General features: G+C 56.0%; 17 protein-coding genes. 8 read left to right on the forward strand and 9 right to left on the reverse strand.

The features are described from left to right. The first annotated feature begins 10 nt into the window (after nt 1-10). The 3 genes from AC3EMD_RS16350 (at nt 11) to AC3EMD_RS16360 (ending at nt 431) form a co-directional block, all read left to right on the forward strand. Complete coding sequence (locus tag AC3EMD_RS16350; RefSeq protein ID WP_004150782.1) at nt 11-112, forward strand: YoaK family small membrane protein; 102 nt, start codon at nt 11-13, stop codon at nt 110-112. Further along, nucleotides 112-186, forward strand: a complete 75-nt coding sequence (gene yoaJ, locus AC3EMD_RS16355; RefSeq protein ID WP_004892898.1) for a protein YoaJ — start codon at nt 112-114, stop codon at nt 184-186. The genes AC3EMD_RS16350 and yoaJ overlap by 1 nt, the downstream gene beginning before the upstream one ends. Before the next feature lie 119 nt (nt 187-305). Further along, nucleotides 306-431 carry a hypothetical protein gene (locus AC3EMD_RS16360; RefSeq protein WP_012542130.1) on the forward strand — a complete coding sequence of 42 codons (126 nt, stop codon included), beginning with the start codon at nt 306-308 and terminating at the stop codon, nt 429-431. 59 nt (nt 432-490) lie between these two features. Here AC3EMD_RS16360 and AC3EMD_RS16365 read toward each other — a convergent pair whose 3' ends face one another. From AC3EMD_RS16365 to fraE, 4 genes are all read right to left on the reverse strand, one after another. Then, a complete protein-coding gene (locus AC3EMD_RS16365; RefSeq protein WP_065883887.1) occupies nt 491-754 on the reverse strand; it encodes a DUF2534 family protein in 264 nt (87 codons plus the stop codon). Between the two features lie 131 nt (nt 755-885). Then, on the reverse strand, nt 886-1,524 hold the full coding sequence (gene leuE / locus AC3EMD_RS16370; RefSeq protein WP_004203730.1) for a leucine efflux protein LeuE: 639 nt from the start codon (nt 1,522-1,524) through the stop codon (nt 886-888). Between the two features lie 89 nt (nt 1,525-1,613). Beyond that, entirely contained in the window at nt 1,614-2,528 is a 915-nt protein-coding gene (gene lpxP / locus AC3EMD_RS16375) for a kdo(2)-lipid IV(A) palmitoleoyltransferase (protein WP_302073600.1), read from the reverse strand. Between the two features lie 657 nt (nt 2,529-3,185). Further along, nucleotides 3,186-4,229: a fructose-asparagine asparaginase gene (gene fraE, locus AC3EMD_RS16380; protein WP_012542131.1), complete on the reverse strand. Its 1,044-nt coding sequence runs from the start codon at nt 4,227-4,229 to the stop codon at nt 3,186-3,188. A gap of 308 nt (nt 4,230-4,537) precedes the next feature. Between fraE and AC3EMD_RS16385 the strand changes: the two genes are divergently transcribed. Then, the gene (locus AC3EMD_RS16385) at nt 4,538-5,746 is read left to right on the forward strand and encodes an HD domain-containing phosphohydrolase (RefSeq protein ID WP_008807692.1); all 1,209 of its coding nucleotides are present in this window, start codon (nt 4,538-4,540) and stop codon (nt 5,744-5,746) included. Nucleotides 5,747-5,819: 73 nt separating this feature from the next. Further along, complete coding sequence (locus AC3EMD_RS16390) at nt 5,820-7,604, forward strand: sensor domain-containing diguanylate cyclase (protein ID WP_012542132.1); 1,785 nt, start codon at nt 5,820-5,822, stop codon at nt 7,602-7,604. A gap of 6 nt (nt 7,605-7,610) precedes the next feature. Here AC3EMD_RS16390 and AC3EMD_RS16395 read toward each other — a convergent pair whose 3' ends face one another. Beyond that, nucleotides 7,611-8,501: a LysR substrate-binding domain-containing protein gene (locus tag AC3EMD_RS16395; RefSeq protein WP_008807694.1), complete on the reverse strand. Its 891-nt coding sequence runs from the start codon at nt 8,499-8,501 to the stop codon at nt 7,611-7,613. 120 nt (nt 8,502-8,621) lie between these two features. On the opposite strand from AC3EMD_RS16395, the gene AC3EMD_RS16400 reads away from it, so the two are divergent. Continuing rightward, complete coding sequence (locus AC3EMD_RS16400; protein WP_016160696.1) at nt 8,622-10,124, forward strand: UbiD family decarboxylase; 1,503 nt, start codon at nt 8,622-8,624, stop codon at nt 10,122-10,124. Nucleotides 10,125-10,199: 75 nt separating this feature from the next. On the opposite strand, the gene AC3EMD_RS16405 is transcribed toward AC3EMD_RS16400, so the two are convergent. Both AC3EMD_RS16405 and AC3EMD_RS16410 read right to left on the reverse strand, forming a co-directional pair. After that, on the reverse strand, nt 10,200-10,610 hold the full coding sequence (locus tag AC3EMD_RS16405) for a Spy/CpxP family protein refolding chaperone (RefSeq protein WP_049138355.1): 411 nt from the start codon (nt 10,608-10,610) through the stop codon (nt 10,200-10,202). 129 nt (nt 10,611-10,739) lie between these two features. Further along, nucleotides 10,740-11,426, reverse strand: coding sequence for a KPN_01159 family EAL domain c-di-GMP phosphodiesterase (locus tag AC3EMD_RS16410; RefSeq protein ID WP_016160694.1), 687 nt, complete (start codon nt 11,424-11,426; stop codon nt 10,740-10,742). Between the two features lie 467 nt (nt 11,427-11,893). On the opposite strand from AC3EMD_RS16410, the gene AC3EMD_RS16415 reads away from it, so the two are divergent. Further along, nucleotides 11,894-12,082, forward strand: a complete 189-nt coding sequence (locus tag AC3EMD_RS16415; RefSeq protein ID WP_032691162.1) for a hypothetical protein — start codon at nt 11,894-11,896, stop codon at nt 12,080-12,082. On the opposite strand, the gene AC3EMD_RS16420 is transcribed toward AC3EMD_RS16415, so the two are convergent. Further along, nucleotides 12,061-12,693, reverse strand: a complete 633-nt coding sequence (locus AC3EMD_RS16420; protein ID WP_016160693.1) for an ECs1377 family protein — start codon at nt 12,691-12,693, stop codon at nt 12,061-12,063. The two genes, AC3EMD_RS16415 and AC3EMD_RS16420, sit on opposite strands and share 22 nt — an antisense overlap. Before the next feature lie 571 nt (nt 12,694-13,264). Between AC3EMD_RS16420 and AC3EMD_RS16425 the strand changes: the two genes are divergently transcribed. Next, complete coding sequence (locus tag AC3EMD_RS16425) at nt 13,265-13,462, forward strand: hypothetical protein (RefSeq protein WP_004140506.1); 198 nt, start codon at nt 13,265-13,267, stop codon at nt 13,460-13,462. A 58-nt stretch (nt 13,463-13,520) separates the two neighbouring features. On the opposite strand, the gene AC3EMD_RS16430 is transcribed toward AC3EMD_RS16425, so the two are convergent. Continuing rightward, nucleotides 13,521-14,315 carry an AraC family transcriptional regulator gene (locus tag AC3EMD_RS16430; protein WP_032735280.1) on the reverse strand — a complete coding sequence of 265 codons (795 nt, stop codon included), beginning with the start codon at nt 14,313-14,315 and terminating at the stop codon, nt 13,521-13,523. Nucleotides 14,316-14,380 lie beyond the last annotated feature (65 nt).

Below are 14,380 nucleotides of genomic sequence, written 5' to 3' on the forward strand. Positions count from 1 at the left end.
GGACACTATCATGAAATTGGGTATTCTTTTCCCGGTGGCGATCTTTATCATCGCCGTCGTCTTTCTCGGCTGGTTTTTTGTCGGCGGCTATGCGGCGCCGGGTGGGGCATAATGAAAAAAAGCACCATTATTATGCTGGTTGTCGCCATCGTGGCGGTGGCCGGCAGCCAGTTCGGCTGGTGGTGATCGCGGCGGCGATATTGCGGAGTTATCCTATCCCATCAACAAGTTAACCCTTTACACTCACGTTATCCACCGCGGCATTCTCTGCCCCGGGGAAAGCAGAATAGCGGGAGAAGTAAGGGATGAAAAAACCGATCGTGTTACCGTTGATTATTGCGCTGTGCACGCTGTTATCGGGATGCATTATTGACGATGGGTACCACGCCCATCGCCATCACCACCATCATCACTATCATGACGATGATTAATCCTTCAGGCTGTTGATGAGCCGAAAAGACAGGGCGAACCGCGGTTCGCCCGTTGACGCTTAATCCTGGCGCTCGTCGCCGAGGAAAATAAAGCCGAGGGGGATAGCGAAGAGCGCGGTAAAGACAATGCTGTAAACCGTCACCATCGCCCCCTGCAGGAAGAACATGGACGTCGTCCACTCTGAGTACGGCATATTGTACTCGCTCACCACGCCCCCGAAGGTCGCCCGCCCCACCACCGCCAGCGCGATAGCAAACACCGTCGCGAGCGACAGACAGTATTTTTTGCAGTTTTTATTGCTGAGGAGTTTTTGCAGAATCATCGGGGCTTCCTTTTTGCTGAGCGATAAACGGCTGTATATGTAACACCAATGCAATAAAAAAATGAAGGGTTTTTGTTACAGGGCAGAATAAGAGACGGCGGGCCGGTCAGCGGGTAACCGGCCCGAGGGGATCAGGACTGCAGGGTAGCCAGGCGCGCGGCGAACCCAACGAAAACCAGACCAATCAGGCTGTTGCCAAGTTTGGCCAGCTTCTTGCGGGTTTTAACGTAGCGGGTGACAAATGAGCCGGAGAGGATCAAAAAGCTCATATAGCAGAAGCTAATCACCTCGAGGGTCAGCGCCAGAATAAAGAACGCCACGCCGGGCGCTTTGGCGTTGACATCGATAAACTGCACGAAAAACGACACATAGAACAGAATCGCTTTCGGATTGGTCAGACTCAGGGTCAGAGAGCGCTTGAGGATCGCGCTCGCCGGCTCCGCGCTGGCGTCGGCCTGGCCATCGCGCTGGGTCAGCACCGCGTAGAGCATTTTACCTCCCAGCCACAGCAGGTAGATCGCCCCGAGGTAGCGGACGACGTTAAACAGCACCGGCGTGGTCTTAATCAGCGTCGCCACGCCGGCAAAGGCCAGAAACATCAGCACCGCGTCGCCAATAAAGACGCCCGCCGCTGCCAGATAGCCTTTCTTCACGCCGTGGGCAATGCCCGTCTTCAGCACAAAAAACGTATTAGGGCCAGGAACGAGGATGATAAACACCGCCCCGACCAGGTAGGTCAAATAATTCAGAACACCAAACTCAGCGAACACTCTGCACTCCTTCGCGCACGACTAAAACATGATCCGGCTCACGTTACCCCAACTGTCGGGATTTTGAAAGCGCAGCCTGTGCGGGAAGGTTAATAGACGGAAGGTTCACCCAGCGGGCGGGTTTTAAAACGACGGTGCACCCACAGATACTGCTCGGGGGCACGCAAAATCTCGCGCTCGATCACCTTGTTGATATAGCCGGCAGCGATCTGCTTATCTTCACCCGGATAATCATTCATTACTTCGCTAATATGCAGGCTGTAGCCCTGGCGATCCAGCTTGCGCACCATACTGATACTCAGCATTTTCGCACCCGATAAACGGGACAGGACATAGGTGCCGTTGGTTGTCGCCGCCTGTGGGACAGAGAAAAACGGCGCAAACACGCTGCCCTTAGGACCGTAATCCTGGTCGGGAGCAAACCACACCGCTTCGCCTGATTTTAAGGCATGCACCAGACCGGTCAGGTTGTTGCGATCGATCATCGCTTTGTTCGAACGCAGGCGACCACGGGTTTGCACCCACTCCATCAGCGGGCTGTTGTGCGGACGATAAGTGGCCATCATTGGACGGCACAGCCCCATCACGCGCCCACCCAGCTCCAGCGACATAAAGTGCACACCGACCACCATCACCCCTTTGCCGCCGCTAAGCGCATGATTAAGGTTGGCAAATCCTTCGACATCAAACCATTTTTTGACCCGCTCGTCGCTCCAGAACCAGGCCATGCCGGTTTCGATAAGCCCCATTCCCAGCGACATAAAGTTTTGATCGATCAGGGTCTCGCGCGCCGCCGGCGACATGTCCGGGAAGCAGAGCTCAATATTGCGCCGGGCGATATGTTCGCGGCGTTTGAGAAAGCGTCGGGAGAGGCGACCCGCGCTGGTGCCAATAAAATGCAGCAGCGGATAAGGCAGTTGCACGATTAACCAGAGGATGCCGAGCCCAAACCAGGTCAGCCAGTTGCGCGGGTGTAAAAGTTGTTTATTAAATACGCAGGCCATGATTTTTCCTGTAAACATTAATTATGTGGTAACGCTTAAGGAAAACAGAATCCATTTATCATCATTAGGCGGTACGTACAGCAAGTTCGACAATACTAATCCGCTGAAATTCCCTCCGGCAAGTAAAAAACAACTTGCTGACAAAAAAACATAATTGCGGCACAAGTGTTACCAAATGTAAACTTAAATCTTATCCTCTTCTTAATATATTCATCGTGCATATCATTTTCACGCTAATCATCAGCGTTACTAACAGGCATAACCGAAACCCGCCGCGAGAACGCCTTGTCTGCTGGGGACTGAGCCCGCTCAGCCACGTGGCCCGCAGCCTGCCCGCGTCCACAAGATCGTCGTCTGTACCGCGAAAGAATTAAAGCGCTCCCGCTTCAGAGTGAAACATTTTTTATCCGTCGGCATAAGGAATATTAAAATCGCCTTAAGGGAATAATTAAGAATAGACTTATTTAAAGATGCTTTAAAAATAAGCGTCTTGCCAGTTGTTTGCACTTTAATACCGCCCACACCCGCCGTAAAAAAAATATTTCTTTACGCCTTATACGCATAAAGCGCGGCGTTTAGCGCGGACAGTGACCCGACATCGGGTCACTGTGGGGCAAACCGCAGCGAAGGCGTGAGCGACACCCTGGCCGCAGAGGATCAGTAGGTGTGGAAATATTGCTGGATCAGCTGTGGATCTTTCGTTTGCGTCAGCGCAGTCATCAACAGAATACGTGCTTTCGCTGGGTTGAGGGAGTCGGACACCAGCCCAGGCTGGCTGTCATCCGGCGGCACGACGCCGCTGCCGGTACGGGAGGCGCGAACCACCACGATGCCCGCCTGCTGCGCTTTTTTGATGCCCGCAGCGCTACGTACCGACACCGACCCCGCCCCGGTTCCGGCGTAGATAATACCGTCGGCATGATGGGCGATCGCCGCGTCGTACATATACTCCGGGTCGTCCTGATAACCATAAATGATCACCACCTTCGGCAGGGTCTTCAGCTGGCGGACATCGAACACCGAGCGCAGGGTGTGAATTTTATCCACGCGCGTCTCGAACTGGGGTTTTCCGCCCACCACGACGCCAAGGTAGCCCTCCTCCGGCGCCCGGAAGGTATCCAGCGAAGTGGCATTGGTTTTGGTGACGAAGCGCGCCGCGCCGATGCGGTCGTTCAGCACCACCATCACCCCGCGACCCCGGGCATCAGGATCGGCGGCGACTGTGACCGCTTCCAGCAGGTTCATCGGCCCGTCGGCGCTGATCGCCGTCGCCGGACGCATCGCCGCGGTAAAGACCACCGGCTTGTTGCTTTTGACCGTCAGATTGAGGAAATAAGGGGTTTCATCGAGGGTGTCCGTGCCGTGGGTGATCACCACGCCATCGACATCATCCCGGGCCAATAACGCATTCACCCGCTTCGAGAGTTCCAGAATAATGTCGCTGGTCATGTTCTCACTGCCGATATTCGCCACCTGCTCGCCTTCGACGTGGGCGATTTTACTCATTTCCGGCACGGCGTTAATCAGCGTCTGCACCCCAATCGCCCCGGCTTTATAACCCGTTGTCTGGGTATTGCTGGCAGCCGAACCGGCAATCGTCCCGCCGGTGGCTAAAATAACGATATGCGGTAGACGCGTCTCGCTAAATGCCAGACTGCTCATCGTCAGTAACGCAATGGTAAGTAATGCTCTAAAATTCATACAGGTCACTCCCTTCATAGACATTAATCAAACTAACGCTTGCTTAATGCAAAGGGCTTGCCAGAATTTATTTATTTTTTGGGGGGGAAATGGTTAACTATCAGACAATAATAAGGTTCTCGCATCAACATCGCCCAAATCTGGTGCACGGCAGGCTCTGAATCGGGCAGCGCTATGAACCTGATACATTCTGGGTATTAACCTGTTCAGCAGCCAACTACACAACACGCATTGCGATCAGATTATCGACACTTCCGTCACCCGCGAGGTCATTTTTGCCCGCCAGGTAACGCGTACGGAGAACAGAAATGCGTATTGCCCTGAAATCAGCGCTAATGCTGACGACCAGAGTCATTCAGATCATTAACCCTGAACTGCACCGGCATATGCAACGAACGGCCTTAATCGCCCTGACGCTGGCGCAAAGGCTGGGGCTGCCTGCCGAGCGGCAGCAGACCATTTTTTGCGCCGCGCTGCTGCACGATATCGGCGTGCTGGGAGATAAACGCACCATTCATTCGCTGGATGCCATCGATAACATCCACGATCCGCATCAGCGCCAGGGGGCGGCGATGCTGGAAGGGTTAGTGACCTTTCTGCCCATTGTCCCCTTCATTCGCGATCACCATTTTAGCCCGGACCACCGGGGTAGCCGCGAACAGCATATTGTCTATTTCGCCGATGCCTTTGAACGGCTGCTGCCTGCCGGGAGTCACGTGGCTGGCTGGCCCACACGGGCGGTGGTGGAACAATTCGTCTCCCTGCACCGGGAGATCGATCCGCCGCTGTGCGATATGCTGTGCGAGGTCGCTGAAAATGCGAACTTCTGGCAGCACCTTCATCCCGGCCATATTCAACGGCTGCTGGAAATTATTGGCCCCATCAACACGCTGTATCTGGATATTCATGGTCTGAAAGATATCTGCCTGCTGATTGCCAAAATTGTCGACACCTACAGCAGCTTTACCGCCACCCATAGCATCATGGTGGGGGAAATCGCCCGCCAGCTTGCCCGCTGGATGCAACTGCCGGAGCCCATCTGCCAGCAAATTCAGATTGCCGGCTATCTGCACGATATCGGCAAGATCTCTATCCCGCTCTCCATCCTCGAAAAAGAGGGCGAACTGGATGAGGACGAACTGAACCAGGTGCGCGAGCACAGCTATATGACCGGCGAGATCCTCAGCGACTACAGCGAGCTCGGCGACATCATTAACTGGGCGTCGAATCACCATGAAAAACTGGACGGCAGCGGCTACCCTCTGCATCTCGAAAAAGATCATCTGACCCTCGCCGACCGTATTATCTCTATCGCCGATATTTTCACCGCGCTGACCGAAGATCGCCCTTATCGTAAAGGAATGGCCTGGCAGGAGGCCTTACAGATTATGGAAGCGGATGTTATAAATGGCGCTCTGGATAGCGATGTCTTTCTCGTTTTGCGCCACCATGCGGAAACGCTGCACGCCATCATTCTTCAGACCCTCGAACACCCCCGCAGCGAGCACCGCCCCTGAGGCAGGCCGCCGTCATGGCGGGGGGCGAGTTCTATAATTAAAACAGCTTCATCTGCATGCAAGGAAATACAGGGTGAGAATCGCCACCATCACCAACTGGGCTTACGGGATCACCGTCGGCCTGACGCTGGCATCCGGCAGCGCCATGCTTATGGCCTCCAGCGCCGACCGCGTCGAACGCCAGGCGGTACAACAGCGCCAGGTCTTTGATACCCTCTCCGACGAGGTGGAAAACGACGCCTGGGCGCTGTCTGACCTCGCCCGGCTGTACGTGGTTAAGCCTTCGCCGGAGACGCTTACGCAGTATCAGCAACTGCAGCAGACCGACAAAAGCATTGAGCAGCGGCTGGCCGGACTGAAAGATAACGGCGCCAGCCGCGAGGAGCTGGCGCTACTCCAGGATGGTCTGCGGATCGCCGATGAGCTTCAGGATGAACAGCAGGCGGCCCTGACGCATGTCGCCCGCGGCGATGCGCCAGCAGCCATCGCGGTGCTGTACGGCAAAGCGTATGAGACCGAACTGGAGCGCATGCAGACGCAGATCGATCGCTTCCGTCAGATGCTTGAGCATCGCGCCGCCATCGCTATCGACCAGGCCACCGAGCGCTCGCGGATCTGGCGTACGCTGTCGGAAATCATGGTCGGCCTGACCGCCCTGATGTTTTTGTTTGTCCTCGGCTTCATTCTCAAACGCCGGGTGCTGTACCCGGTGGTCCGTCTGAGCGACGTGGTGCAGCGTCTCGCCTCCCAGGACTATGCGGTGGAGACGCCGCACTTCACCCAGGTGGATGAGATTGGCGATATGGCCCAGGCGATCCGCATTTTTCGCGAGAACGGCCTGGCCCGCCAGCAGCTGGAGCAGCAGCGCGACGCCGACTGGGCGATCCGTGAACTGCTGGCGCGTATGACCCAGCGTCTGCAGGGCTGTGAAACCATAGAGGATGTGATTAAGGTGGCGGAGCTGTTCGCGCCGAACATCGCCCCGACGATCCCCGGTAAACTGTATATTCTGGATACCGATCCATGGCAGATGCGCTGCGTGGCGCAGTGGCTGTCGCCCGCCGGGGAGACGACGTCCTTTGCTCCCGACGACTGCTGGGCGATACGGCGGGGACTCAGCCATCCGCCGGTGCAGGGTGAGCCCGATATCACCTGCTATCATCTGCCGGAGGCGCACGCCGGCCAGTCGCTCTGCGTACCGCTCATCGCCCAGGGCGAAGCGATCGGTCTGCTGAGCTTTCAGAACGTCACCGCCAGTGACGCCCCTTCCCGGGCTTACCTGGAGCTGATGGCCGAAGCGCTGGGGCTGGCGCTCGCCAATCAGCGTTTACGCAGCGCCCTGCTGGAAAAAGCGTTGTTCGATTCGCTGACCGGCCTGCGTAACCGCCATCATCTTGATGAAGCGCTGCACTCGCAGATGGCGCTGGCGGTCCATACCCACACCCCGCTGAGCTGCCTGATGATCGACATCGATCACTTCAAAGCCATCAATGACCGCTACGGCCATGAAGCCGGGGATCTGGTGATTAAGAGCGTCGCGACCATTGTGCAGCGCGCGGTGCGCGATATCGGCATGGCTTTCCGCTACGGCGGCGAGGAGTTTTTAGTGCTGCTCCCCGGCATTGACGAAGCCGGGGCGCACCAGTGCGCCAGCGAGATCTACACCCAGGTGCACAATATGACGCTGCGCGATGGCCTGACGGAGATAGGCCAGGTGGATGTGTCGATTGGCATCGCCAGCTACCCGCAGCACACCCAAAGCGACAGCCTGCTGCGCGCAGCGGACGCCGCGCTGTACCGGGCGAAAGAGCTGGGCCGTTCAAGGATTGTCAGCTTTGGCCGCCTGAAGACCCGCTAAGCGGGATTATTGCTCAGCGGCATTAAGCAGCGAGATAACTTTCCGCACCACCGCCGAACGGAAATGGCGGTGGTAAACCATGCTCAGCTCACTCTCCGCCAGCCGATCCTGAAGATCGATATACACCACGTTATCAAGGCGTAAGGCCCGCGCCGAGACCGGCACCAGCGCCACCCCCACCCCGGCGGAGACCAGGCTAATCATCGAGGTGACATCGTTAATTCGCTGCACCACCTGCGGCGTAAAACCCGCGACGCGACAGGCGTCAATAAATACCTGCTCCAGTCCGGTGCCCTGCGGATCGTCAAGCGAGATCCAGTTGTCAGTGCGCAACGAGGCCAGATTGAGCGCCCCCACGCCTGCCAGCGGATGCTGTTGATAAAGCGCCAGGCAAAGTTTTTCCCGCACAAATGGCCTGACCACCAGCGCGTCCGGCGGTGACGCCAGCGGCGCGCGGATGATGGCGATATCCAGACGCAGATCCAGCAGCGCTTCGTAGAGCATTTGCACATCCCCCTGCACCAGCGACAGCTCAATCCCCGGCCAGTCAGCGCGCAGCTCGCGCAGGAGCCCCGGCAGTTTGCTGTCATACATCGCACTGGAGACATAGCCCAGATGCAATCGCCCCTGCTCGCCTCGTGCGGTGCGCTGGGCGTCCAGGACCGCCTGATCGGCCATCTCCAGCGCCAGCCGCGTCTTCTGCAAGAAGGCCTCGCCCGCGGCGGTGAGGGTCAGGCGCCGGTTAGCGCGGGAGAAGAGCACCACGCCCAGGCGCTGCTCGAGTTGTTTAATCTGCTGGCTGAGGGCGGGCTGGGCGATATGTAACCGCTCTGCCGCCCGATGCATATGTAGTTCTTCAGCAACGACCACAAAATGGCGTAACGCTCGCAAGGACATGGCCGGACTCCGCGGAGTAAATTGATAATAAAAATGTTATCAATAACGCATGAATGATGCAATTGATAACCATTAGCCTGCGAAGCATACTGTGCGCATCGACACGCTAAGGAGAACATCATGACCGCACCGATTCAGGATCTGCGCGACGCCATCGCGCTGCTGCAACAGCATGACAATCAGTACCTCGAAACCGATCATCCGGTTGACCCTAACGCTGAGCTGGCCGGCGTCTATCGCCACATCGGCGCGGGCGGCACCGTGAAGCGCCCCACGCGCATCGGCCCGGCGATGATGTTTAACAATATTAAGGGCTATCCGCACTCGCGCATTCTGGTGGGCATGCACGCCAGCCGCCAGCGGGCCGCACTGCTGCTGGGCTGCGAAGCCTCACAGCTGGCGCTGGAGGTAGGCAAAGCGGTGAAAAAACCGGTCGCGCCGGTGGTCGTTCCGGCCAGCAGCGCCCCCTGTCAGGAACAGGTCTTTCTGGCCGACGATCCGGATTTTGATTTGCGCACCCTGCTCCCGGCGCCCACCAACACCCCGATCGACGCCGGTCCCTTCTTCTGCCTGGGCCTGGCGCTGGCCAGCGATCCCGACGACGCCTCGCTCACCGACGTCACCATCCACCGCTTGTGCGTCCAGGGCCGGGATGAGCTGTCGATGTTTCTCGCCGCAGGCCGCCATATCGAAGTGTTTCGTCAGAAAGCCGAGGCCGCCGGCAAACCGCTGCCGATAACCATCAATATGGGACTCGATCCGGCTATCTATATCGGCGCCTGCTTTGAAGCGCCGACCACCCCGTTTGGCTATAACGAACTGGGCGTCGCCGGTGCGCTGCGTCAGCGTCCGGTAGAGCTGGTACAGGGCGTCAGCGTCCCGGAGAAAGCCATCGCTCGCGCCGAGATCGTTATCGAAGGGGAACTGCTGCCGGGGGTACGCGTCAGAGAGGATCAGCACACCAACAGCGGTCACGCGATGCCGGAATTTCCTGGTTACTGCGGCGGCGCCAATCCGTCGCTGCCGGTCATTAAAGTCAAAGCGGTGACCATGCGAAACAATGCGATTCTGCAGACGCTGGTAGGGCCGGGCGAAGAGCATACCACCCTCGCTGGACTGCCAACGGAAGCCAGTATCTGGAATGCTGTCGAGGCTGCTATCCCGGGCTTTTTACAAAATGTCTACGCCCACACCGCGGGCGGCGGTAAATTCCTCGGGATCCTGCAGGTGAAAAAACGCCAGCCCGCCGACGAAGGGCGTCAGGGGCAGGCCGCGCTGGTAGCGCTGGCGACCTATTCCGAGCTGAAAAATATCATTCTGGTCGATGAAGATGTCGATATCTTTGACAGCGACGATATCCTGTGGGCGATGACCACCCGTATGCAGGGGGATGTCAGCATCACGACAATCCCCGGCATCCGTGGTCACCAGCTGGATCCTTCCCAGACCCCGGCATACAGCCCGTCGATCCGCGGAGAGGGTATCAGTTGCAAGACAATCTTCGATTGCACGGTGCCGTGGGCGCTGAAATCACACTTCGAGCGCGCACCGTTTGCCGATGTCGATCCGCGTCCGTTTGCGCCAGAGTATTTTGCCCGGCTGGAAAAAAACCACGGTCAGTAAAATCAGGTGGTAGCCGCCGGAGCACGGCGGCATCTTCCGGGCCAGCATCACCTGCAGCGGGTGGCTGACGCAGGGTTAGTTGATCGCGGCGGAGAGGTCTTTTTTCACCTGCTCACGCTGCTCGGGGGTCAACACCTGGCTCACGTCGAAGTAGTATTTCACACGATAATACCGCACCTGCTGATCCAGCTGGCCAAAGGCGGCCAGCTGCTGTTTGACCTTAGCGTCATCCCATTTCCCGGAGTGAATAACGTCTGCCAGGGCACCATCCTGATAGCCGCTGATTTTAATCTGGCTTACATTGTTTTCGAATCCCTGACGCAGCGCCTGGATTTTGGCGACCTGCTCTTCACTCAGCTTCAGGTGCTGGACGACCGGATCCTGCGAGACAGACGGTACATCGGCGGAGGTCGAGGCCTGGCTGGCTGCCGTAAAGCCGGTGGTCAGCGCAATGGCGAGCAGGGTGTTACGCAAGCGAGTATTCACAGTGAATGATCCTTCAAAAAAGAAAATGAGAGGCGATTATCACTGCGCTAATAAAGACTATCTGTAACAAAGGGTTAATTTAAAACTGGATAAAAAAAGGATGGTAAGAAACAGAAATCAGATCCCGGGTCAGCAGCACAGAAAGATATATTCATCCTTCCAGTAACGGCCCTGTCCAATGATATCCCCGGCGGCGCTGATTAACTGTTTTTGCTTTTCGGTTTCAATCCCCTCAACGATCACATGGCTGGTCAGGGTATGAATAGATTGCAACAGCCCGGGAAAAGCGGGGTCGTTTTCTTTATCCCAGAAGTAATCTTTATCCACTTTGACGCAATCGAAGCGGAAGCGCTCCAGCAGCGGGAAGGACGTCCGTCCGCGGCCAAAATCATCCAGCCAGACCGGGCAAAGCGCCGCCAGCGTGCTCAGCGCCGTCAGCTCACGTCCGGCGATAAACTCGTGAAAGTTCTCATTTATTTCCAGAGCAATGTGTTTACAGGAGCGCAGGAAATCACAGAGATAGCGATCCGTCAGAATAAAGTGGCTTAATAAATCATCAATGTTCAGCGATATCGGCTTATTATCGACCCGGGCGAAATCAAATACAGAAAGTAACTCGATTTGCCGAATAAATAGAGCAAGCTTATCGCGTTCGGTAAGCGTGGAGAAAGAAAACGTCGACGCAGAGGTGGTATTTTGTGCGGGTGCTATAATATCTTTAGTAAGCAACTCCCACGAGTGGTAGCTGCCGTCATCGCTAATAGCGGGCTCCAGAACGAAGCGATAAGAGGTATTTTTCACGTTTTCTTCAACCATTTAAAAAATACCAAAAATAAGAAAGGGTTAAAGCATGTCATATATTTTCCGCCAACAAAAATAGTTTAAAGTGATCGATAATAATCATTCGATAGTTAAAAACTATCAAGATATAATTTATTGATCGGTAAATTGAATTAATATAAATTAGCCACTGCTGTAACTCCCTCTGAAAAGTCAATTAAAATATTGTTTCAAACCAGACAGTTACCAGAGTATTCTGCGTAAAGCCTGGTCGTCTCACGCTTTGTGCTGCCAGGTAAAAAAAGAGAGGGGTAATAAAAATGAAAAATACAAGCCGCCAGTTTTAGTCATATCATTATGCCGAATATGAATAACGCTGCGTCCTGAGGCGCCGCTTCGCCTGGCATGCCATGAGTCCTCAATAAAAAAGTGTGACTCAGTCGACAAAACGTCATACTTTCCCGCTATCCTGCAGCGAAGAAGAGTGAAGTGGATGACAGGCAGTGAAAAAAATAAACGTGATTCCGCTGGGGCTGATGCTATTCATGCTCATCGCCAGCGCATGGCTGGGCCCTGCGCCGCGGCACACCGGCAGCATGCAGTGCGTTTGGTTTGACGGGGCAATGGTGAGCTGCCTGCCGAAGCAACGACTGGGCGAAGGCTCGCCGCATCATTTACTGGTCAGACGATAAACCGGTACTCGCCGGGTGGTGTTGAACAGATTATCGCAGGCTTCCACCTCTTCCGTGACAATTCCCATGCCGGACCGGCGCAATTGCGCAATGTCCGCCGCCACCCGCTGACTGCCGAACCAGAACAGCGCATCAAGCGCGGTAACCGGCAAGCCGGCAAGTAACGCATGGCGAAGCCGCTCCCGGGCCGGCTTTATCTCGCGGGCAATCTGCTGGTACGGGGCTGCCGTCGGTCCCTGCGGATCGACGCGACGGATACGGTTTGACAGGTGGTAATGGAAGGACTCCGGAATCGGCTGTAAATCCTGCTTCAGACTGTAGACACAACCGTAACGTTTGCCGTTGAAAACGGCGGCTTTACGATTGAGCTGCAGCTGATCGCGCACGTCGGCGATCAGCTGCGGCGCGCGCACCAGCAGCAGGCGAAAAGGCAATTCGAAGCTGGTGACATAGTCGACATTCAATAGCGCAATGCGCAGACGCTCCTCAGCCCCGGCCTGCTGCTGACGACACTCCAGATAGACCTCACGCCACTGCGCTCTGAGCCGTGGCGACTCACCGGCTTCGGTAAACTGGTATTTTTCAATATCGTAATCAATTCTCCCGGCCACCGCGCATTCCTTTCTGAATCAGTCCGGCGTCATAATAACATCCTCTGGCGCAGTACCCTATGCCGAGCGCCCTCGCGCATCCCCTTCCCGGTTATTTACGATACAGATAACGGGTGATGACCACATCAAGGAGATACAGCAGGAAAATAACGCTGCTTAACCACAATAAACCTGCGAATAAATCAAGTAATTGCATCGTTGCTCCCTCACTGTTAGCCATCGCCGAATGACGCCCCTCACCATAAAGTAGTTAAGTTCTGCCTTAACAGCCACCGAATAAATTTATTTAGTCAAAAGAAAGCCCGGCGCTATTGTACGTTCATTTTACTGTCATCAATTTGTCATCATAAAATGTCTATCATCAACCCGCGCCGCAGGGTTGCCCCGCCCCCATGGCATCCAGGAGAAACGCGCGGCCACAGGTTTAACAACATGGAATAATATCGCCCCACCGTATCCTTAATGACATTGCATCATCTTATATCAGGCGCCACTGTCATCCTGCTGAATAATCCGGAAAACGCTTTAAACAATAAACGCCCTGCTGATTGGTTTACCATGGAGAAATAAGATGCCCAGCGAAAAAGCCCGCAGCCTTGACCATTTCTATGAATTACTGGCGACAGGACAACACCCGAAAATTGAACTCGATTTTGATGTCGCCGCGGACGATTTTTTTAAAATCGCCACCGAGTTTGGCGACATTGGCGCGAGGATCACCCGGGTTAACGAACGATTTATTATTAAGATCAAGCCGCCGAAAGCGTAAGCGCCCCCTGCCGCCTTGTTGGGTGCCACGCCAGCCGTCGCGGCCCGACAAGGTTTTCTTAACGAGCCGCGGTCTGACGCTCGGCAAAATAGTGCGCCGGTGTCGTCCCCATCGTTTTTTTGAACATGGTAATAAAGGCATTTACCGATTCATAGCCCAGCTTAGCCGCCACGTTTTGTACCGAAACGCCGCTGGCCAGCTCCTGCAGGGCAATAATCAAATGCAGCTGCTGGCGCCAGCGCCCGAAGGTCAGGCCGGTCTCCCGCAGCATCACCCGGGCCAGCGAGCGCTCACTCAGCGCCAGACGCTTCGCCCACACCGACAGGGTGCTGCGATCGTCAGGATGGCTGACCAGCCGGTCGGCCATCGCCCGAATTTTGGGATGTGCTGAGACGGGCAGATTCAGGCGCTGCGCCGGCATGGTCGCCAGTTCGTCAAGGGTCACTCGGGTGAGTCTCCCGGCATGGCTATCCGCCACATAATCCGCCCCCTCACGAGTGAGTCGCTCCACCAGCTCGTGGATCAGGGGAGAGAGCGCCAGGGTGCAGCAGCTGCCAGGCAGCGCGGCAGCGCCGGGTTCAATAAACAGATAATTGAGGCGCGCGTTCCAGGTGGCGGACACACTGTGCGGAATACCGCCCGGGATCCATACCGCGCAGCGAGGCGGCACAATCCACAGGTTATTTTCCGCCCGACAACTCACCGCACCATACAGCACAATAATCAACTGCCCTTTGCGATGGGTATGCACCGGCACTTCCGCTTCATACTCGATAAAATCAAGATGACAGGCGACGGCCGGACAGGACGCGGCGTCCGGATCGTACAGCGTATTGGCAAAAGGTGATGGCATACGATTGGCCAGATTCAGGTATTTTTTGACAGAATAGAGTATTTCGCCGCAAGCGCAAGCCAGCC

The organism is Klebsiella sp. PK18, assembly GCF_057784655.1.

Excerpts from the sequence above, each read along its gene's own strand:
- AC3EMD_RS16350 (WP_004150782.1), top strand. The coding sequence starts at position 11 with ATGAAATTGGGTATTCTTTTCCCGGTGGCGATCTTTATCATCGCCGTC.
- AC3EMD_RS16360 (WP_012542130.1), top strand. The coding sequence starts at position 306 with ATGAAAAAACCGATCGTGTTACCGTTGATTATTGCGCTGTGCACGCTG.
- AC3EMD_RS16365 (WP_065883887.1), bottom strand. The coding sequence starts at position 754 with ATGATTCTGCAAAAACTCCTCAGCAATAAAAACTGCAAAAAATACTGT.
- lpxP (WP_302073600.1), bottom strand. The coding sequence starts at position 2,528 with ATGGCCTGCGTATTTAATAAACAACTTTTACACCCGCGCAACTGGCTG.
- fraE (WP_012542131.1), bottom strand. The coding sequence starts at position 4,229 with ATGAATTTTAGAGCATTACTTACCATTGCGTTACTGACGATGAGCAGT.
- AC3EMD_RS16385 (WP_008807692.1), top strand. The coding sequence starts at position 4,538 with ATGCGTATTGCCCTGAAATCAGCGCTAATGCTGACGACCAGAGTCATT.
- AC3EMD_RS16395 (WP_008807694.1), bottom strand. The coding sequence starts at position 8,501 with ATGTCCTTGCGAGCGTTACGCCATTTTGTGGTCGTTGCTGAAGAACTA.
- AC3EMD_RS16400 (WP_016160696.1), top strand. The coding sequence starts at position 8,622 with ATGACCGCACCGATTCAGGATCTGCGCGACGCCATCGCGCTGCTGCAA.
- AC3EMD_RS16410 (WP_016160694.1), bottom strand. The coding sequence starts at position 11,426 with ATGGTTGAAGAAAACGTGAAAAATACCTCTTATCGCTTCGTTCTGGAG.
- AC3EMD_RS16425 (WP_004140506.1), top strand. The coding sequence starts at position 13,265 with ATGCCCAGCGAAAAAGCCCGCAGCCTTGACCATTTCTATGAATTACTG.
- AC3EMD_RS16430 (WP_032735280.1), bottom strand. The coding sequence starts at position 14,315 with ATGCCATCACCTTTTGCCAATACGCTGTACGATCCGGACGCCGCGTCC.